The sequence below is a fragment of the Streptomyces sp. NBC_00457 genome, from assembly GCF_036014015.1.
In the GTDB taxonomy this organism is placed as follows: domain Bacteria; phylum Actinomycetota; class Actinomycetes; order Streptomycetales; family Streptomycetaceae; genus Streptomyces.
Window position 1 is genome coordinate 6,937,904 of record NZ_CP107905.1, and the last position, 18,771, is coordinate 6,956,674.

An 18,771-nucleotide genomic window follows, 5' to 3' on the forward strand; every position below is an offset into this window, starting at 1 on the left:
CATCGAGACTCTTCCGCAACGCCCCGTCACGCACGTTCCGGCCTCCTTCGCCGTCACAGTCACAGACGTCGAACGACAAAGGGGGCACGGATGTTGAAGCGGTACGGCACACGACGGCTGCTGCTCACGCTCACCGCGGCGAGCGGCCTGCTGCTCACGGCCTGCGGTGGGGGTGAGGACTCGGACAGTAGCAAGACCTCGGACTCGGCACGGGAAACCGGCTTCCCGGCACCCGCGATACCCGAGCCCGAAGGAAGCCAGGGAACCGACGAATCCCGGGAGTTCGCCCCGGCCCCCGACCACCTCTCCACCTTCGCCCTGGACGTCGACACCGCCTCCTACGGCTACGCCCGCCGCACCCTCGCCGAGGGCCGGCTGCCCGACCCGTCGACGGTCCGCCCGGAGGAATTCGTCAACAGCTTCCGCCAGGACTACGACCGCCCCGACGGCGACGGCTTCTCCGTGACCGTCGACGGCGCCCGCACCGCCGCGGACGACTGGTCCCTGGTCCGGGTCGGCCTCGCCACCCGGTCCGCCGAGGACGAGGGCGAACGGCCGCCCGCCGCCCTCACCTTCGTCATCGACATCTCCGGCTCCATGGCCGAGCCCGGCCGGCTCGACCTCGCCAAGGACTCCCTCGGCGTGATGACGGACCAGCTCCGCGACGACGACTCGGTCGCGATCGTCACCTTCAGCGACGAGGCCGAGGAGGTGCTGCCGATGACCCGCCTCGACGACGATCGCGACGAGGTCCACGACGCCATCGACAGCCTGGAGCCCACCGACTCGACCAACCTCGGCGCGGGCGTCGACACCGGCTACGAGACCGCGGAGGAAGGCCTGCGCGAGGGCGCCACCAACCGCGTCGTCCTCATCTCCGACGCCCTCGCCAACACCGGCGACACCGACGCGGAGACCATCCTCGAACGCATCGCGAGCGAACGCCGCGAGCACGGCATCACCCTCTTCGGCGTCGGCGTGGGCAGCGACTACGGCGACGCCCTGATGGAACAGCTCGCCGACAACGGCGACGGCCACACGGTCTACGTCTCGGACGACGAGGAAGCCCGCAAGGTGTTCGTGCAGCAGCTCCCGCAGAACATCGACCTCACCGCCCGCGACGCCAAGGCCCAGGTCGCCTTCGACCCCGAGACGGTCGCCGAGTACCGCCTGGTCGGCTACGACAACCGCGAGGTCGCCGACGAGGACTTCCGGGACGACAGCGTCGACGGCGGCGAGGTCGGCCCCGGCCACACCGTCACCGCCCTCTACGCCGTCCGCGTCAAGCCCGGCGCCGAGGGCCACCTCGCCACGGCGAGCGTCCGCTGGCTCGACCCCGAATCCCGCGACCCGCACGAGGAGTCCGGCCAACTGGAGACCGGTTCCCTCGATGACTCCCTGAGCGAAGCCGCGCCGCGCTTCCAGGTCACCGCGACGGCCGCCTACTTCGCCGACGCCCTCGACGGCGACGACTCCCTTCCGGGCGCCCCGACCCTCGCCGGACTGGCCGACTACTCCGCCGAGTTGGCGGACTGCACCGAGGACGAGGAGGTCCGCCGCCTCGCCGACACCATCGACCGGGCGAGCGACCTCACCGGTCAGGACTGAGACTCGCCCCCGCACACGGAGGGCACGGCCCGCTGAAGCCCTTTCAGATGCAGGACGTCCAGCTCATGGCGGTACGCCGACCAACTGGCTGCCAGAAGGAGCCTCGGCTCGCACGACGGCGACGTCCGCAGCCGCTGCGTGTCCTTGAGCGCGGTCAGCAACTCGGTGGTGATGCGGTCGAGTTGCGGCCGCACCTCCGTGACCAGGTCGGGGCGCTCGGTGGGCCGCTCCTCGGGATGCGCGTCCCAGCGTCCGTACAGCCCGCGCTGCACCAGCTTGTTCGCCTCGATCTGGTCCCGGAACACGGCCTGGACGGCCGCCGGGTCCAGCCCGAGCCCGGTCGCCCGGGCGGCGACGTCGTCCAGGATCTGCTGCTCGCGCACCGGGTCGTCGATCGGCTTGTCGGTGCCGTACTTGGCGGCCGCCACCTTGTCGGCGAGCAGCAGCCGCTCGGCGAACAGGTCGGTCAGCGGGACGAGTCCGGGGGCGACGGAGGCCGCCCGCGGGGGAGCCGAGGGCTGTGCGGCGGCCGATGCGGCGCCGGAGAGGGACAGGGCGGTGGCGGCGCAGACGGCCACCAGGGCGGACCGGAGACGTCGGGAGTGCACGGGAGTTCCTTCCGTGGGGGGGCGGTCGTACAGCAACGTACAGACGCACACACCATCACTACTCCCCGACCCATTGACCTTTCGTTACGCGCGAGTAAGTTGACTCCGCGGTAAGTCCGACTGGCACCGGGAGCCGACATGGGCGTACGCAGGGACCTCAAGCGGGCGAAGCAGCGCACCGACCTGGCCGCACGCACCGAGGTCGAGCTGATCAGGGACGGGTCGGGCGCGGTGCGCGAGGCCCGTACCGCGCCGCTCGCGCCGCGCGTCACCACCGGCAGCACGGCCGATCTGCCGTTCACCAACGCCGCGGAGGCTCCCGACGCCGTGGTCCTGCGCCGCGAGCGGCACGGCACCTGGCAGCCCGTCACGGCCGCCGCTTTCGCCGCCGAAGTCACCGCCGTCGCCAAGGGGTTGATCGCCGCCGGCCTCGAACCGGGCGGCCGGGTCGCCCTGATGTCCCGCACCCGCTACGAATGGACGGTCCTGGACTTCGCGATCTGGACGGCCGGCGGTAAGACCGTCCCGATCTACGCCACCTCCTCGGCCGAGCAGGTCGAGTGGATCGTCCGCGACTCGGGCACCCGTTTCGTCGTCACGGAGACGGCGGAGAACACCGAGACGGTGACGACGGGCACGGCCCGCCACCCCGAACCCCCGCGCATCTGGCAGCTCGACGCAGACGCACTCACCCAACTCACCACCCTCGGCCGGGACATCCCCGACGAGGAGGTCACCAAGCGCCGTACGGCCCTGACCCCCGACACGGTCGCCACGGTCTGCTACACCTCCGGCACCACCGGAAAGCCGAAAGGCTGCGTCCTCACCCACGCGAACCTCCATGCCGAGGCCGCCAACACGGTCGAACTGCTCCACCCCCTCTTCAAGGAGGTCACCCGCCAAACAGCCTCCACCCTCCTCTTCCTCCCCCTCGCCCACATCCTCGGCCGCACGCTCCAGATCGCCTGTCTCATGGCCCGTATCGAGATCGGCCACTGCCCGAGCATCAAGCCCGACGAACTCCGCCCCGCACTCAAGGAGTTCCGGCCCACCTTCCTCGTCGGCGTCCCGTATCTCTTCGAGAAGATCCACGACACCGGCCGCGCCACCGCCGAGAAGATCGGCCGCGGCGCCTCCTTCGACCGCGCCGACCGCATCGGCGTCCGCTTCGGCGAGGCATACCTGAACAAGTTCCTCGGCACCGGCAAGGGCCCGGGCCCCGCCCTCTATGCCGCCTGGGCCCTGTACGACCTGCTGGTCTACCGCCGGGTCCGCAAGGAACTCGGCGGCCGGATGCGGTACGCCATCAGCGGTGGCTCCCCGCTCGACCGCAACCTCAACCTGTTCTTCTACGCCGCCGGAATCATCGTCTACGAGGGCTACGGCCTGACCGAGACCACCGCAGCCGCCACCATCGTCCCGCCCCTCAAGCCCCGCCCCGGCACGGTCGGCCTCCCGGTCCCCGGCACGGCCATCCGTATCGCCGACGACGGCGAGGTGCTCATCAAGGGCGGGATCGTCTTCGGGTCGTACTGGAACAACCCGGCCGCCACCGACGCCGTACTCACCGACGACTGGTTCGCCACCGGCGACCTGGGCGCCCTCGACGAGGACGGCTATCTCACCATCACCGGCCGCAAGAAGGACATCATCGTCACCTCCGGCGGCAAGAACGTCTCCCCGGCCGTTCTGGAGGACCGGCTGCGCAGCCGCCCGCCCGTCGGCCAGTGCCTCGTCGTCGGCGACAACCGCCCCTTCGTGGCCGCTCTGATCACCCTCGACCCCGACGCGGTCGCCCACTGGCTGGCGGTCCGCAAACTGCCCGCCGACACCCCGCTGTCCGAGGTCGTCCAGGACCCGCGGATGCGCGCGCAGGTCCAGAAGGCCGTGGACTACGCCAACGAGGCCGTCTCCCGCGCCGAGTCGATCCGCGCCTTCGTCCTGGTCGAGGGCGAGTTCACCGAGGACAACGGCATGCTCACCCCGTCCCTGAAGGTGAAACGGCATGCGGTGACGGCGGCGTACGCGAACGAGATCGAGGCGCTGTACGGCGGGTGAGCCCACCGGGCACGGACGGGCAACCGGGTGAATTACCCGGCAAGTTACACATATCGGTTTCTTTGGGTCTCCACATCTCGTTCACAGTTGGCAGGTCGTGGCATATACGCACGCGCGTCAGCGCGGTCCCCGCGACGACCGGCTTCGCCCCTGAGAGGAAGACAACGAGAGTGCGACAGACCCTCAGCAAGGGATTGATCGTGGCCGTCGCCGCCACGACAAGCGCCCTGTCCCTGTACGGCACCTGGGCCTTCGCGACACCCGGCAAGCTCGGGACCGCGGCCCAGTCCCCGGCCGTACTGTCCGGCAACACGGACGGACCGGACGGCCTGAACGGCCTGGACGACAAGCTGACCAACCTGGACGAGCGGCTGGACCAACTGCGAGTCCCGCAGCCGTGGTTCGAAAACGGCACCTTCGGCTACGACACCGACACCGACACCGACACCGAGGACACGTCCGGCCACCACTCCGAGCAGCCGTCCGTCCCGTCCGGATACGGCAGTGAGGTCCCGTCCGGATACGGCAGCGAGGAGCCTTCCGGGTACGGCCCGGAAGAGCCGCCCAGTTACGGCCGCGAGGAGCCGAGCGAGAAGCCGACCTGCGAGTGCCACAGCCACCACCCCGAGCCGACCCCCACACCCACACCTACGCCCACCCCCACCCCCACCCCCACACCCACCCCGACCAAGACGGTCACGCCACCGCCCTCCCACAAGCCGACGCCCACCCCGTCGAAGACACCGCCGGTAAAGCCCCACCATCCACAGATGCCCGAAACCGGCGCTGAGGGCATCATCGCGGCGACGGCCGCAGGCGGAGCACTCCTGGCAGCCGGAACCGTCCTGTACCGGCGGGGCAGGGCAGGGACTCACCGGTAGTACAGCGCCGGTAAGGGGCGCGGGGCTGTGTCGATTTGCGGCTACCGCCGCGTGGGCGCGACCAGCCCCCACCGCCCCGCAGCAAGCGAACTACGCAACCACGCTCAGCGCGTCGTGTTCTGCGTGAACTTCCATGCATCGGCAACGATCTCCGCAAGATCCGCCCGGGACGGACTCCACCCGAGCCTGTCCCGGGCCGCCCCGGCGGACGCCACCAGCACCGCCGGATCGCCCCCGCGTCGAGCCGTGACGACCTCAGGGACCGGGTGCCCGGTGACCTGCCGGACGGTCTCGATGACCTCACGGACGGAGAAGCCGTTGCCGTTGCCGAGGTTGCAGATCAGGTGTTCACCGGGGCGCGCTGCCTTCACCGCCAGCAGATGGGCCTCGGCCAGATCGGCGACGTGGATGTAGTCGCGCACGCAGGTGCCGTCCGGCGTCGGGTAGTCGTCGCCGTGGATGGAGACGGCGTCCCGCTTCCCCAGGGCGACCTGGAGCGCCAGCGGGATGATGTGCGACTCGGGATCGTGCCGCTCGCCCTGGGCGCCGTATGCGCCCGCCACGTTAAAATAGCGTAGGGAGACCGCGGCCAGGCCGTGGGCCGCCGCCTCGCCGGTGATCATGTGGTCGACGGCGAGCTTCGAGGCGCCGTAGGGGTTGGTCGGCCGGGTCGGCGCGGTCTCCACGATCGGGACCTGCTCGGGTTCGCCATAAGTGGCCGCGGTCGAAGAGAAGACCAGCTTGCGCACGCCCGCCGAACGCATCGCCTCCAACAGCGCCATGCTGCCGGCGACGTTGTTGTCCCAGTACTTCTCGGGCAGTACGACCGACTCGCCGACCAGCGCGCACGCGGCGAAGTGCAACACCACGTCGTACGACGAGTCGAGCCACTTGGCGGCGTCCTTGATGTCGCCCTCGATGAAGGTGACGCCACTCGGGATGCCTTCACGGAAGCCGGTCGAGAGATTGTCCAGGACGGTGACCTCGTGCCCGGCCTCCAGCAGATGCTGCGCGACGACACCACCGACATAGCCCGCTCCACCGGTGACAAGACACTTCCCGCTCATGGATTCGCTCCCTTTCGTCGCCGACGATTCGTCGTCGAACAGTGCATCCAGCGAGGGCGTGCTTTGCACGCGTGCCGCGAATTCCCTGGGAATTCCTCACTCGCGCGGGCTAGCGCGTGGTGGGGCGCACCTCTCATGAATCCGCAGTACATTACCCGCATATGACTGAATGTCAGGTGATAAGGGGGCGGCGGAGCATGAGGAGTGAGTATGGCCCTTGAGCGCCCCCGGGCCGTCGGCCGGTGGCTGATGGTCATCGCGGCGGGAACGGCCGCGGCGGTCGCATCAGTCGCGTTGTCGACCTCGCCGCCACCTGTGGAGACGCAGCACGCGCCGCCGGGGAAGGCCTCCAGCGCTCCCGCGTACGGCGCATACGTCCACTACGACGGCGCCACCGCGGTGCCGCTGATGAACGGCCTCAGCAAGTGGCTGAACGGCTACGAGCTGCGTGTCGCGCGCACGTATCTGCCGGGGGACTTGTGGAGCAATATCGAGGGCGCCCATGGATTCCTGGACAAGTGGGCCGAGTGGCGCCGGGCCAAGGACGACCGGCTCTTCGTGCTCAATGTGCCGATGCAGGAGCGCAATGAGGAGGGGCTCTCCGACGCCGAGGTCAGAGAGCTTCTGCGGCGCGGCGCGGCCGGCGAGTTCGACAAGCACTTCAAGGTCCTGGCGACCCGGCTGGTCGAACTGGGGGCGCCGGACACGATTCTGGTACCGGGCTGGGAGATGAACGGCATCTCGTACACCCATCGCTGCGGTCCTGATCCGGTGAGCTGGAAGCTGTACTGGCGGCGGATCGTGACCGCGATGCGTTCCGTGCCGGGGCAGAAATTCAGATTCGACTTCACCCCGAACCGGGGAATGGACGACATTCCATGGACCGCTTGCTATCCCGGCGACAATTTCGTGGACATCATCGGCATGGACTCCTACGACCAGCCGGAGGGGATGTCGTTCGACGAGGAGATCTCGGAGCCCTACGGCCTGCAGCATCAGGTGGATTTCGCGAAGGCTCACGGGAAGGAGATCTCGTATCCCGAGTGGGGTCTGTACCGCAACGGTGACAACGCGACGTACACGCTGCGGATGCTCGCGTGGATGGACCAGCACAAACCGCTGTACGCCACGTTCTTCGACAAATGCCCGCACGGTATGTGGCAGTGCCCCGACAACCCCTATTCGGCCGCCCTGGTCCGCGTGTGGCTGGCCTCCCGGATCGACCCGAGGCAGGGCTCGCCCGTCGTCACATGGCCGACGCCCCCGCCGGATGCATGACGGGGGCGTCGGACCGGGGAATGCGTCAATGGCCGTACACGTGCCGCAACATCGTCCGCTGCCGCTCCGGACTGTGCTCGACGAACAGCTCGGCCATCCTCTCCTCGGCACCCTTGCTGGGACCGTCCTTCAGCAGGGCGACGGCCTCGGCGGCCAGTTCTGCCGGTGTGTCGACCAGGCCGGGCAGGCCCAGGGACTCCAGTGCCGGGATACGCCGTGCCACCACGGGCCGCCCCAGTCCGACCGCTTCCAGGAGCGTCATCGGCGCTCCTTCCCAGAGTGCGGTGTGCGCGTACACGTCGGCCTGGGCGAGCAGTCGTTGCAGGTCGTGGTGGTCGAGCCACCCGGTGACCGTGACGCCGGCCCTTTCCAGCCGCTCCCGGTGGGCGGGTTCGCCGCCGCCGAGCCAGTACCAGTTGCTCGACGGCATCAGCCGTCTGCCCTCGGCCGCCGCGTCGGCGAAGAACGCGGGGTCCTTCTGTGTGCACAGTCTTCCGACCGCGGCGACGGTCGGCGATGGCAGGCCGGCGTCGCTCGTGCCCGGGCCTGTCCGGGGGCGCACCACGTTGGGCACGTAGACGGTTCGCTGCCGCTTGCGCAGCAGCCGGGCGAGTTCGGTCTCCCGGGGGCTGGAGCCCGCCGCGATGCCCGTACGCCGGGACAGCACCCGCTCGGCCGTCCACACCGCCGCCGACGCGTACCAGGAGAGGTCGCTGCGCTCCATCGCGAAGCCGTGCGGGGTGTAGACGATGCGCCGCGTCGGCACGGAGGCGGCGAGGCGCACATACCCTCCGGCCATCGAGGAGTGGGCGTGGACGACGTCCGGCCGCAGCTCCCGGTACAGCCGCCCCACCTCGCGGACCCGTGCCAGGTGGCCGGGCGGCATCCGCCAGACCCCGGCGAAGGCCGTCTCCTCGTCGGCGACCTGGTAGCCCTCCCTGTCCCCCTTCAGCAGCAGGTGCCGCGCCTCAGGAACGGCCCGTACATAGTCGTAGACGATCGCCTGCACACCGCCCTGCCATGCCTCGGCGACGTGCAGGACCGTCGGCCGCCCGTCCGAGTCACCAGGCATGGCGTGTCCTGAGGACGGCGGGCAGCGTGCGCAGGAGGATCAGCAGGTCCAGCCGCAGGCGCCAGTCGTCTACGTATTGCAGGTCGAGCTGGATCGCCTTCTCGGCCGTGACGGTCGAGCGGCCCGAGACCTGCCACAGTCCCGTCATCCCCGGCTTGACGGACACCCGCTTGACCCTGTCCTCCGGGCTCAGCGTCGTGTGCTCGACGTGTTCGCAGGGGCGCGGGCCCACCAGCGACATGTCGCCTCGCAGCACATTGACCAACTGGGGGAGTTCGTCCAGCGAGCCCTTGCGCAGGAAGCGGCCGACCGCCGTGATCCGGGGATCGTGCCGGGGCTTGGTGCGCAGGGCCAGCTGGTGGCCGTCGGCCTGCAGCAGGTCCACCAGGCCCACGGACGTGTTGTGGTGCATGGTGCGGAACTTCAGCATCGTGAACGGCCGTTCACCGAGACCGACCCGGGTCTGCCGGAAGACGACGGGTCCGGTGCTGCTCAGGGCCACGGCGAGGCCGATGACCAGCATGAGCGGCAGAAAGACGATCAGCAGAACCGCGGAGAGCACGATGTCGAGCATGCGCTTGGCGCGGGAGCCGGCGCAGCGCGGACGGGGTGTGCCGATGAGTGGTGGCCGCGGCGTCGCCGCCGAGCTCTCCACCTCGTTCAGCACGGGGGCTACTCCTTCCAAGGCATTACTCCTCCCGAGACAGGAAAGGGTGAGATTCGAAGTGGACCCGCGTCACACAGAGGCGAGTTGATCCACGCTCGCGTGAGCGCTCGTGCCCGCGCGGAACTCCGCGATGTAGTCGCGCAGGGCGATCCTGGGCTCCCAGCCCAGCGCCCGTGCCCGGGAGTTGTCGGCCCGGCCCCGGGTCCGTTCACCACGGCGTGCGGGTACGAACTCGACCGGCGCTCCGAACATCCGGGCCACGTCGATCACCCGGTGCTCCTCGCCCCGGCCCAGCAGATATCCGTCGCCGGACCCCTTGGCCGCGCAGATGAGAATGCCCTCGACGATGTCGTCGACGTGCGTGAAGTCCCGGCTCTGCGTGCCGGGTTCGACCACGGTGAGGGGGCGCCCGAGGCGGTACTGCTCCTCGAAGATGCCGATGACCGTGGCGTAGGTGCCGGTCGAGATCTGGCCCGGGCCGTAGACGTTGTAGAAGTACGTGATGACGTAGTCGAGCCCGAACCAGTCACCGTAATTGCGCAGGTACTCGACGTTCTTCGCCTTGGTCCAGGCGTACGGGTTGAGGTGCTCGTCGCGTCCGCCGTTGCCGAACTTGGAGCTGGAGCCCGCGTAGACCAGGCGGGCCTCGTGCTCCTGGCACAGCGACACCACTTCCTTGGTGCCGAGGAGGTTGAACTCCCAGACCCGGTCGGGCTCGTCGAAGGACTGGGGGATGCGTGAGTACTCGCCGAGGTGGTGGACCGTGCCGATGCGGCCGAGGCCGTGTGCGGCCCAGATCTTGGCGATGTCGGTGGTGCAGCCTTCCAGGTACCGGACGCGGTCGTCCTGGACGTGGTTGTGGCGGCTGCCGGTGAAGTAGTTGTCGACGGAGACGATGCGGGTGCCGGGCGCCTTGGTCAGGAGCTTCCGGATCAGATGGCTGCCGATGAAGCCGGCGCCTCCGGTGACGAGGGTGAGGCCGTCGCGGTCGTCAGACATGGGCCATCTCCTCGTGGCGGGCGGACTCCAGACGGGGCTCGCCGGCGGGCGCGTGGACGGTGCCGGTGCGGCGGCGGTGTCCGATGCCGCGGCCGATGGCCCGGTAGGTCCAGCCGGCCTGCCGCCAGGCGGCGGGGTCGAGGCAGTTCCGCCCGTCGAGCACCCGGGGGACGGAGACGACCTTGCCCAGGACCGCGGGGTCCGCGTCCCGGAACTCGGCCCACTCCGTGAGGACACAGACCAGGTCGGCCCCGGCACCGGCGGCCTCGAGGTCGTCCGCGTAGTCGAGCAGGGGTTCCGCGCGCCTGGCGTTGTCCGTGCCCATGGGGTCGTAGACACGCACGCGCGCCCCGGCCGCGTGGAGTGCCGAGGCGACGGCGAGGGCGGGCGAGTCACGGACGTCGTCGGAGTCCGGTTTGAAGGTGGCGCCGAGTACGGCGACGGTGTGGCCGGTCAGATCGGGGTGCGGGTCTGCGGGGGTGCCGCCGAGCATGGTGGCGGCGAGCTCGACGGTCCTGGCCCGGCTGCGCTGGTTGATCATGTCGACCTCGTGCAGCAGGCGCGGTGCGCCCACGGCACCGAGTTCGCCCGCCCGGTGCTGGAAGGCCCGGATGTCCTTGCCCAGACAGCCGCCGCCGAATCCGACCCCCGCACGCAGGAAGGCCGGGCCGATCCGCGGGTCGTGGCCCAGGGCCTCGGCGAGTTCGGTGACGTCGGCGCCCGCCGTGTCGCACACCTCGGCCATGGCGTTGATGAACGAGATCTTGGTGGCGAGGAAGGAGTTGGCCGCCACTTTCACCAGCTCGGCGGTGGCGAAGTCCGTGATGAGCAGCGGCAGTTCGCGTCCTTCGTGCTCGGCGAGCCGGTAGAGGGCCTCATGGGCGGCGTGCAGCCGCGCCAGTACGCTCTCGTCGCGTACGCCGAACACGATCCGGCTGGGACGCAGGACGTCCTCCACGGCACGTCCCTCCTGCAGGAACTCCGGGCTCCAGGACACGTCGACCGCGATGCCTTCGGGGGCGTGTTCCCGGGCCAGCCGCTCGACGTGCTCGGCGGTGCCCACGGGGACCGTCGACTTGCCGACGATGAGCGCGTCCCGGCGCAGACGGCGGGCGAGTGCGGTCACCGCGGTCTCGACGTGACCGAGGTCGGCTCCGAGGCCGTCGGGTCTTTGGGGGGTGCCGACGCAGATGAAATGGATGTCCGCGAAGTGGGCTGTCTCGTCGATGTCGGCGGTGAAGGAGAGGCGGCCGGCCCCGAGATTGCGGCGTAGCAGCGTATCCAGTCCCGGTTCATGGAACGGCAGGACGCCGGAGGCGAGCCGCGCGGCCTTCGCGACGTCGTTGTCGTAGCCGATCACGTCGTATCCGAGGTCGGCGAAACAGGCGGCGTAGGTCGCGCCGAGATATCCGGTGCCGATGAACGAGAGCCGTGGGCGTGGGGTGTCAGCGGACATCGTGAGGGATGCTCCATTTCCTGATCTCTGCTGGGATGACCGGCATTGAACGGACCGCCGCTAACTGGGTCAGGAAATTCGGGGCGGGCGGCGAATTCATATATACACGGAAATGGAGTCTGTCCAGGTGGCCTGACGCGGCACCGACGCATATTGTCATCCAAAAGGCCGTCCGGCCCACGCCCGGACGGCCTGCCAAGAAATGCTCAGCTGTTGTCAGAGATCCGACGCACCGTCATGTTCCGTCGGCGCCACGGTGGTTCTCGTTGTCGGCGCCGCTCCGGCACCACGCCCGACTGCGCAGGATCAGCTTGGCCCGGCCGCGCGCGGCGGCCTCGCCGGCGGCGGCCGCCAGCAGCGGCGCGGTGCGGCGACGGGCCAGCAGGAGACGCTGGTTGACGACGGACTCGGGGTGCCAGCGGTACTTGTACGGCTCGTTGCCGCGCAGCAGACTCAGTACCCGGTGCTCACGGGACGCCAGGTACTCGGCCGACGCGCACACCACCATCGTCGCCACGTCCGCCTTGCGCTCCCGCAGCGTCGGATGGACGCCGTACAGATAGACGCCCGCCAACTGGCGGGACAGCAGCGTCAGATCGACGGCCACGACCTCGTCCTCCAGCCGGTACTCCCGCACCAGCGCCTCGCCGGAGCGGGCCATGGGCACGGTCGACCGGACGAGATGGTCGAGAAAGCGCGGCCGCAGATGCTCCGGCGTCACGCCCCTGCCCTGCCACTGCAGTTGATGCAGCTCCAGCATGCGCCGCAGCGATGACGCCGTCTCGTCGGGGCCCACGACACGCGACTCGACGCCGAGCCTGGTGAGCTTGTTCAGCTTGTTGCGGATCCGCTGGGACCGTGTCTTCGGCAGCCGCCCGAGCAGATCGTTCATGGGAGCGGCGGGCAGTTCCAGGCACTCGGAGTCGCGCAGCCGCCGGCGCGGGCCGCCCCAGATGCGGTAGATCCGCTCCACCGCGGCGCCCGGCCGCACCTCGCGGAAGTCGATCAGCGCGGTACGGGCCTCTTCGTGCAGGGCGTCCGCCAGCGCGAGTGTGCCCTGTACGACCGCCTGCTCATCGAGGAGCACATCGCAGAAGTCGGTGATGGCGCCGCCGATCGGCACCAGCGCGGGCAACGGGTAGTGCACGCGCATCAGCGGCGCGGCGGCCACCAACGTGCCGCGTCTGCGCACCAGCACGAGCCGCAGGCGGCCCGGCCTGCCGTACGACAGCCACCATGAGTGCACCCAGGCGTGGCTCTGGAACGGCGTCGCCGCCGGAGACGCCCTGTGCAGGCGCGCCCACTCCTCGGCCAGCCCGGCGAACACGCGCTCGTCGGTGCAGATCTCCACCGACAAGGGGCTGCCGGACGCGGTCATCCGACCTGCTCCTGCGCATCACCGGCGTGGGCCGGAGCCGGCACCGGCGCGTGGGTGGAATCCCCGTGTTCCGCGCTCGGCCGAGGCCGGACCAGCAGCGCCAGGCCACCCAGCAGACCTCCCGCGCTGGCGCCCACGAGCGTGGTCAGAGCGGGGGACGCGGACGACGGCTGGGCGGGCTTCAAGGCGCGGGAGAAGCTCACCAGCTTGATGCCGGTAGTACCGGCGGCGTGGCCGGCATGCTCGGTCAGCGAGCGGGTCACGGCGTTGGCCATGTCGGCGGCCTGCGTGGGGCGCGTGGAGGTCGCCGAGATCGAGACCATCGGCGCGTCGGGCGAGGTCTGGGCCCGCACGCTCCTGCGCAACGTCCCGACCGGAACGTCGGCCCACATCTGCGCGTACCCGAGCACCGCGAGCTGCGTGGCGACACGGCCGTACGCCTGAGCGAAGCCCAGCGCCGCCTGCGAGTCGACGTAACTCTGTTTGACCGGTACGGCCATGACATAGCTGGTGGCCGTGTACTGCGGGGTCTGCGCCGTGCCGTACAGGCCGCCGGCCGCGGCGCCGAGCAGTACGCCGGCCGGCAGCAGCCACCGCGCCGGCAGCCGCGTGGCGCGCGCGAGAGCCCTCAGGGCACGTCGTGCGGGCTGAGGGGAGGTGTCGGTCGTCATCGGGGCCTCACTTCCAGGGGTGCGTCGGACAGGACTGCCGAGTACAGATCCACCGTCTGCCGGGCGATGTTCTGGATGCTGTTGCGCTGGACGACATCCGGGACGGTTCGCTCACCGGGACGCGCCGCGTACAGCCGCAGCACCTCCCGCGCGTACTCCTCGACACCGCACGGGACTTGCCGGGCGGTCGGTACCGCGTCGGGGGGCAGGTCCGAGACGGCCGGCGCGGACGTGTACAGCACCGGGAGCCCGGTCGCGAGTGCCTCCATCACGGCCATGCCGTACGTCTCGGAGGTCGACGGGGCGGCCAGCACGTCCATCGCGGACAGCAGGTCGGGCATGCCGGGCGCGTCGTCCCCCGGGTCCGGTACGTACGGCCGCTCGCCCGTCATCACCACCCGGTCCGCGACCCCCAGTGCCCTGGCGGTGTGCCACAGCGCCGCCTTCTCCGGGCCGTCGCCGACCAGCAGCAGCCGTACGTCGGCGGGCAGCTGCGGCAGCGCGCCCACGAGCACCTCGAAGTGCTTGCCGGGAATCAGCCGGCCGACGCCGCCGACGACATACGCGTCCTCCGGCAGCCCGTAGTGCATCCGGGCCTTCTTGCGGCGCACGTCGTCGAACCGGAACAGGGACGGGTCGAAGCCGACCGGGATGACGCGGATGCGTGATGCGGGCACCCCCCACGCCCGCAGGTCCTCGGCGCCCGTCGGCGACACGGCGATCGTGACGCGGCCGAGGCGCTCGCCGAGCAGATACAGCGCGCGCACCCCGGCGGTCAGCCGTCGGCCCTCCAACTCCGTGCCGGACAGGCTGTGTTCGCTGGCCACCACCGCCCGTACTCGCGCGAGGCGCGCGGCGATCCGGCCGTACAGGCACGCCCGGTACAGATGGGTGTGGACGATGTCGTAGCCGCCGGTCCGGATCAGCCTGACGAGACGGGGCAGGGCGCGCAGATCGCGGTTGCCGCCCATGCCGAGATGCAGGACGGGGATCCCGTCGGCCCGCAGCCCGTCGGCCACCAGGCCGGGCCGGGTCAGCGTGACCACGTCGCACTCCACCTCCGGCGGCAGATGGCGCAGGAGCTGGCGCAACTGCTGCTCGGCGCCGCCGGCCCTGAGGGCGGTGATGATGTGCAGAACTCTCATGCGCTCGTCTCCAATGCGCGGCCCCAGACACGGGCCAGCCGTCGTTTCAGTTCCAGATGCACCGCCGTGTCGGCCTGCCTGATGTTGATGCGGGGCAGCGCGAGATCGCCGGCGGCTTCCCGGCCGGGGGCGATGGCGCAGGCGTACCGGTATCCCGCGCCGCGCACGGCGGCTCTCACGCGCGCGTCGATCGTGCCGTAGGGGTAGCAGAAGCCCTCGACGTCACCGCCGGTGATCCGGGCGAGGAGGGCGCGGCTCTCGTGGAGCTCGGCGTGCAGCAGGTCGTCCGGGAGGGCGATGAGGTCGGTGTGGGTGAGGCCGTGCGAGGCGATCTCCATGCCGGCCGCCGCGATCCGGCGGACGCCGTCGGCGTCGAGCAGCGGCTTGCGCGGTCCGTACGACTCCCAGTCGTTCCCGCCGCCGAGCCGCCCGGCGACCAGGAACACGGTGGCACTGCACCCCCGGCGGCGCAGTACGGGCAGCGCGGTGGTGAGGAAGTCGGCGTACCCGTCGTCGAAGGTGAGCCCGACCAGGCCGCGCTCCTTCCCCCGGGCCCGCGCCGCGAGCAGCTCGCGCATGCTCACCCCGCGCAGACCGCGCCCGCACAGCCAGGCGAGCTGGCGGTCGAGGCGGTCGGGCGAGACGGTGATGTGGTGCGGGTCCTCCGGGCAGTCGGAGACGGAGTGGTACATGGCCACCCAGGCGCTGGGGCCGCGCCGGACACGTCCTCGTGCCGGCGGCGCGATCGCGTCGCGGGATGCGGAGCCGTCAACGACCATGGCGTGCCTTTCGGGTGAGGAAGCGTCGGACGGCGACTGCGGCGACACGCGTCAGGTGCCGGGCATCCGCCGCGTCGAGGACCCACGCCAGCAGCAGGAAGACGACGGTCACACTCACGCCCCCCGCGACGACCGCGGCCGGAGGCGAGGCGAAAGCCCCTGCACAGAAGAACCCCGCTCCGGCCGCGCACGCGGCGGCGCCGACTGCCTTGGCCAGTTCGACGACGAGCCCGCGAACGCGCACGGGCACGCTGTGCGAGCCCAGCCCGTGCAACAGGATCAGCCCGGTGAGAGTGATGCCGGCCGCGTTGCCGAGGGCGATGCCGCGCGCGTCCCAGTGGCTCGCGCTCCATGCGTCGATACCGGCGGTGGCGACCAGGCCCACGGCCATCGCCCCGGCCGGGTACCAAGTGGCGCGCCCCGCCGAGAAGTACGACCGCAGCAGCGTCCCCACCAGCGCCTGGCCGAGCAGCCCGAGCGTGTACACCCGCAGGATGCCGACGGTCGCCGCGGTGTCCTCGGCGGTGAAGGCGCCACGCTCGAAGAGGACCTGGACGATCTGCGGCGCACAGGCCACGATCGCGGCGGCGCCCATCAACGCGATGGAGGCCACCAGGACCAGGTCCTGCTCGATACGCTCCCGGGCCCGCCGCAGATCCCCCTGGGCGATGGCCTGCGCCACCACGGGATACGTCACGATCGCCAGCGTCAGCGCCAGCAGCATCGGATACTGCCCGACCTTCTGGGCGTAGTTGAGGTGGGAGATGGAACCGCTGGGCAGCTCGGACCCGAAGTAGCGCTCGACGAGGACCTGCGAGTGGCGGCACAGCGCGAAGACGAGGACCGCGCCGACGAGGGCGAGCGTGAGCGGCCGGCCGTCCTCCTCGGCCTCCGCGGACGAGGGCTGCCGGGGCCCGTCGGAGATCCTGCGCCACAGGGCGATCCCCTGGACGGTGACCATGAGGCACCCGCCGAGTGCGACGCCGAACGCGGCGGACCGTACGCCCCAGTGCCCGCCGAGGGCGAACATCGTGACGATGATCGCGGAGTTGGACGCGAGGGAGATCGTCGCGGGCGCGAGGTACGAGCGGTGCGCCCGCAGCGCCGCGCTGCAGTACCCGGCCAGCCCGAAGGTCAGCACGCACGTCGCCGTCAGACGGGTGCAGTCCACGGCGAGGGACGGATCGGGCAGGCCCGGCGCGAGGACGGAGACCAGCAGCGGCGCCGCCACGATGAACAGCGCCGCCATGCCGGCGAAGGCGAGGCCCAGCCGTGGCAACGACGCGGCGATCAGCGCCCGCACCGGGTCGGGCGAGGTGACGCCGCGCGCCCGCTGGGCCAGTGCCACGCTGAACGCCGGGACCAGCACGATCACCATCCCGTCCTCGATCAGCAACGACCCGGCCAACTCCGGCAGGGTCCAGGCCACCAGCAGCGCGTCGGTCTCCCCGCTCGCCCCGAAGAAGTGCGCCAGCGACTGGTCCCTGGCCAGCCCGAGCAGCGACCCGAACATGGACAGCACGGTGGTGAGCAGGGTGGCCTTCGCCAGGAAGCGGCCCGAGGGGGCCGACGCGGGCGCCGTGTCCGCGGCACGGGCGGTGGCCCGGCTCCGCCCCGGGGCGTCGTCCTGCTCGGCGTCGGGAGGGCCGGCCGGGACGGAACCGGCCGGCGTGGGCCTCATCGCGGGCCCTCTTCCGACACCGCGGTCGTGGCCGACGCCGCGCCGCCGCCCAGCGCCCACCAGGCCGCGAGTCCGAAGTCCAGGGCCACCAGGGTGGCGGAGCCTCCGCCAATGTCGGCGTAGGTGAAGTCCACGAGCTGCCACAGGAGCAGGCCGCAGCAGATGAGCGCGCAGTCCCGGTCATGCCGTCCCGCACGGGTACGCAGCAGTCTGCGCAGCCCGCACACCAGCAGGGCCAGCCAGCTGCCCGCCACCGTCACCACACCGACCAGGCCCTGCTCGCTGAGGACCGTCAGGTACATGTTGTGCGGCGAGAAGAAGGGCTGGCGGTAGAAGTCGTGGCCGGCGCCGTCCGTGTCGGCCGCCGACTCCAGCGCGAGCGGCGCATGGCCGTCCCGGTACTCCGGGAAGGCCTTCAGCCCCACACCGGTCACCGGCTGGTCGCTCCACATGCCCAGCGCGGCCGACCACAGCGCGTACCGGTCCAGGACCGACTGGTCCGGAGCGGCGGCGACCTGCGTGATGCTGTCCAGCCGCTCCTGCAGCATCGACGTACCCACGCCGAACCCGCCGACCAGCACCACCCCTGCGGCGACCGCCGCCACGAACACCTTGACCGCCCGCCGCACTCCGGCCAGCAGCAGCTGTGCCCCGCAGGCCACGGCCGTGGCGATCCAGGCACCCCGGCTGAAGGACAGAACGAGAGGAACGAGCAGCATCAGCGCACACACCGTGGCCACGACCCGCTGCCGCCGCGCCGGGGCCTCGAGCGCCAGACCCGTGGCGGCCACGATCCCGGACGCGACGACCGTCGCCATCCCCATCACTTCGGTCGGCCCGAACGTGCCCACCGCCCGCACGAATTCCCCGTCGTACGAGGCACCCGTACCGGTCAGATACTGGTGCACCCCGACCCCGCCCTGCCACACCGCGAGACCGATCACCGCCCAGGCCACCAGCCGCAGATCACGGCGGTCGCGCAACAACAGCAGCACCGCGACCGGGACGAGCACGAACACCTGGACGCTGCGAGCCAGCCCCATCAGCCCCTCACCCGCACTGGGCGCGACCGTCGCGGCGACCGAGAAGCCGATCACCGGGAGCCCGAGGACCACGGCGCCCGTGCGCGTCAGCGGACGCCGGGCCTGACGCGCGGTGTGTACGACGGCCCAGAGCACCACCAGCCCGGAGGCGGCGTCGGCCGGAGTGACCCCGTACGACATGGGTGGCAGCCCGATCAGCGCGATCAGCGCCACGACAGGCAGAACGGGAGCGGCCCGGCGCAGCGCCGGCAGGGGCAGGGGCAGCGCCCACGGTGACGCGGCTGTAGTCATGTGGGGTCGGTCTCCCTGCATGGGGGATTTTGAACCAGCACCTGTATTTATCTGAGAACTCGTCAACAGTGTCGGAACGGACGCACCCG

General features: G+C 70.8%; 16 protein-coding genes. 4 read left to right on the forward strand and 12 right to left on the reverse strand.

Going from position 1 to position 18,771, the window contains the following annotated elements; all coding sequences use genetic code 11:
- The first annotated feature begins 90 nt into the window (after positions 1 to 90).
- A complete protein-coding gene (locus OG828_RS31635) occupies positions 91 to 1,608 on the forward strand; it encodes a vWA domain-containing protein (RefSeq protein WP_328503055.1) in 1,518 nt (505 codons plus the stop codon).
- Here OG828_RS31635 and OG828_RS31640 read toward each other — a convergent pair.
- Positions 1,599 to 2,216 (reverse strand): chorismate mutase, encoded by a 618-nt coding sequence (locus OG828_RS31640; RefSeq protein ID WP_328440501.1) that lies wholly within the window; start codon positions 2,214 to 2,216, stop codon positions 1,599 to 1,601. The genes OG828_RS31635 and OG828_RS31640 overlap by 10 nt on opposite strands.
- 138 nt (positions 2,217 to 2,354) lie before the next feature.
- Here OG828_RS31640 and OG828_RS31645 point away from each other — a divergent pair, with 138 nt between their 5' ends.
- Positions 2,355 to 4,274, forward strand: coding sequence for an AMP-dependent synthetase/ligase (locus tag OG828_RS31645; RefSeq protein WP_328503056.1), 1,920 nt, complete (start codon positions 2,355 to 2,357; stop codon positions 4,272 to 4,274).
- A gap of 170 nt (positions 4,275 to 4,444) precedes the next feature.
- Entirely contained in the window at positions 4,445 to 5,155 is a 711-nt protein-coding gene (locus OG828_RS31650; RefSeq protein ID WP_328503057.1) for an LPXTG cell wall anchor domain-containing protein, read from the forward strand.
- Between the two features lie 104 nt (positions 5,156 to 5,259).
- Here the strand turns inward: OG828_RS31650 and galE are convergent, their stop codons facing one another.
- Entirely contained in the window at positions 5,260 to 6,222 is a 963-nt protein-coding gene (galE, locus tag OG828_RS31655; RefSeq protein ID WP_328440504.1) for a UDP-glucose 4-epimerase GalE, read from the reverse strand.
- A gap of 210 nt (positions 6,223 to 6,432) precedes the next feature.
- Here galE and OG828_RS31660 point away from each other — a divergent pair, with 210 nt between their 5' ends.
- Positions 6,433 to 7,500: a glycoside hydrolase family 26 protein gene (locus OG828_RS31660; RefSeq protein WP_328364215.1), complete on the forward strand. Its 1,068-nt coding sequence runs from the start codon at positions 6,433 to 6,435 to the stop codon at positions 7,498 to 7,500.
- Between the two features lie 25 nt (positions 7,501 to 7,525).
- On the opposite strand, the gene OG828_RS31665 is transcribed toward OG828_RS31660, so the two are convergent.
- From OG828_RS31665 to OG828_RS31710, 10 genes are all read right to left on the reverse strand, one after another.
- A complete protein-coding gene (locus OG828_RS31665) occupies positions 7,526 to 8,572 on the reverse strand; it encodes a glycosyltransferase family 4 protein (RefSeq protein WP_328503058.1) in 1,047 nt (348 codons plus the stop codon).
- Positions 8,562 to 9,239: a sugar transferase gene (locus OG828_RS31670; RefSeq protein ID WP_328503059.1), complete on the reverse strand. Its 678-nt coding sequence runs from the start codon at positions 9,237 to 9,239 to the stop codon at positions 8,562 to 8,564. The genes OG828_RS31665 and OG828_RS31670 overlap by 11 nt, the downstream gene beginning before the upstream one ends.
- Positions 9,240 to 9,308: 69 nt before the next feature.
- Positions 9,309 to 10,238, reverse strand: a complete 930-nt coding sequence (locus OG828_RS31675; RefSeq protein WP_328503060.1) for an NAD-dependent epimerase/dehydratase family protein — start codon at positions 10,236 to 10,238, stop codon at positions 9,309 to 9,311.
- A complete protein-coding gene (locus OG828_RS31680; RefSeq protein WP_328503061.1) occupies positions 10,231 to 11,694 on the reverse strand; it encodes a UDP-glucose dehydrogenase family protein in 1,464 nt (487 codons plus the stop codon). Before OG828_RS31680 ends, OG828_RS31675 begins: the two co-directional genes overlap by 8 nt.
- Before the next feature lie 235 nt (positions 11,695 to 11,929).
- Positions 11,930 to 13,072: a GNAT family N-acetyltransferase gene (locus OG828_RS31685; RefSeq protein WP_328503062.1), complete on the reverse strand. Its 1,143-nt coding sequence runs from the start codon at positions 13,070 to 13,072 to the stop codon at positions 11,930 to 11,932.
- Positions 13,069 to 13,743, reverse strand: coding sequence for a lipopolysaccharide biosynthesis protein (locus OG828_RS31690; protein ID WP_328503063.1), 675 nt, complete (start codon positions 13,741 to 13,743; stop codon positions 13,069 to 13,071). Before OG828_RS31690 ends, OG828_RS31685 begins: the two co-directional genes overlap by 4 nt.
- On the reverse strand, positions 13,740 to 14,888 hold the full coding sequence (locus OG828_RS31695) for a glycosyltransferase (protein WP_328503064.1): 1,149 nt from the start codon (positions 14,886 to 14,888) through the stop codon (positions 13,740 to 13,742). Before OG828_RS31695 ends, OG828_RS31690 begins: the two co-directional genes overlap by 4 nt.
- On the reverse strand, positions 14,885 to 15,667 hold the full coding sequence (locus OG828_RS31700) for a polysaccharide deacetylase family protein (protein WP_328503065.1): 783 nt from the start codon (positions 15,665 to 15,667) through the stop codon (positions 14,885 to 14,887). Before OG828_RS31700 ends, OG828_RS31695 begins: the two co-directional genes overlap by 4 nt.
- Entirely contained in the window at positions 15,657 to 17,348 is a 1,692-nt protein-coding gene (gene murJ / locus OG828_RS31705) for a murein biosynthesis integral membrane protein MurJ (RefSeq protein ID WP_328503066.1), read from the reverse strand. Before murJ ends, OG828_RS31700 begins: the two co-directional genes overlap by 11 nt.
- Entirely contained in the window at positions 17,345 to 18,682 is a 1,338-nt protein-coding gene (locus OG828_RS31710) for an O-antigen ligase family protein (protein WP_328503067.1), read from the reverse strand. Before OG828_RS31710 ends, murJ begins: the two co-directional genes overlap by 4 nt.
- Between the last annotated feature and the right edge of the window lie 89 nt (positions 18,683 to 18,771).

Bases quoted from the DNA above. Each gene is read 5' to 3' on its own strand.
- OG828_RS31660 (WP_328364215.1), top strand. From the start codon at position 6,433: ATGGCCCTTGAGCGCCCCCGGGCCGTCGGCCGGTGGCTGATGGTCATC.
- OG828_RS31675 (WP_328503060.1), bottom strand. From the start codon at position 10,238: ATGTCTGACGACCGCGACGGCCTCACCCTCGTCACCGGAGGCGCCGGC.
- OG828_RS31680 (WP_328503061.1), bottom strand. From the start codon at position 11,694: ATGTCCGCTGACACCCCACGCCCACGGCTCTCGTTCATCGGCACCGGA.
- OG828_RS31700 (WP_328503065.1), bottom strand. From the start codon at position 15,667: ATGGTCGTTGACGGCTCCGCATCCCGCGACGCGATCGCGCCGCCGGCA.
- galE (WP_328440504.1), bottom strand. From the start codon at position 6,222: ATGAGCGGGAAGTGTCTTGTCACCGGTGGAGCGGGCTATGTCGGTGGT.
- OG828_RS31685 (WP_328503062.1), bottom strand. From the start codon at position 13,072: ATGACCGCGTCCGGCAGCCCCTTGTCGGTGGAGATCTGCACCGACGAG.
- OG828_RS31645 (WP_328503056.1), top strand. From the start codon at position 2,355: ATGGGCGTACGCAGGGACCTCAAGCGGGCGAAGCAGCGCACCGACCTG.
- OG828_RS31710 (WP_328503067.1), bottom strand. From the start codon at position 18,682: ATGACTACAGCCGCGTCACCGTGGGCGCTGCCCCTGCCCCTGCCGGCG.
- OG828_RS31635 (WP_328503055.1), top strand. From the start codon at position 91: ATGTTGAAGCGGTACGGCACACGACGGCTGCTGCTCACGCTCACCGCG.
- OG828_RS31695 (WP_328503064.1), bottom strand. From the start codon at position 14,888: ATGAGAGTTCTGCACATCATCACCGCCCTCAGGGCCGGCGGCGCCGAG.
- OG828_RS31665 (WP_328503058.1), bottom strand. From the start codon at position 8,572: ATGCCTGGTGACTCGGACGGGCGGCCGACGGTCCTGCACGTCGCCGAG.
- OG828_RS31690 (WP_328503063.1), bottom strand. From the start codon at position 13,743: ATGACGACCGACACCTCCCCTCAGCCCGCACGACGTGCCCTGAGGGCT.
- murJ (WP_328503066.1), bottom strand. From the start codon at position 17,348: ATGAGGCCCACGCCGGCCGGTTCCGTCCCGGCCGGCCCTCCCGACGCC.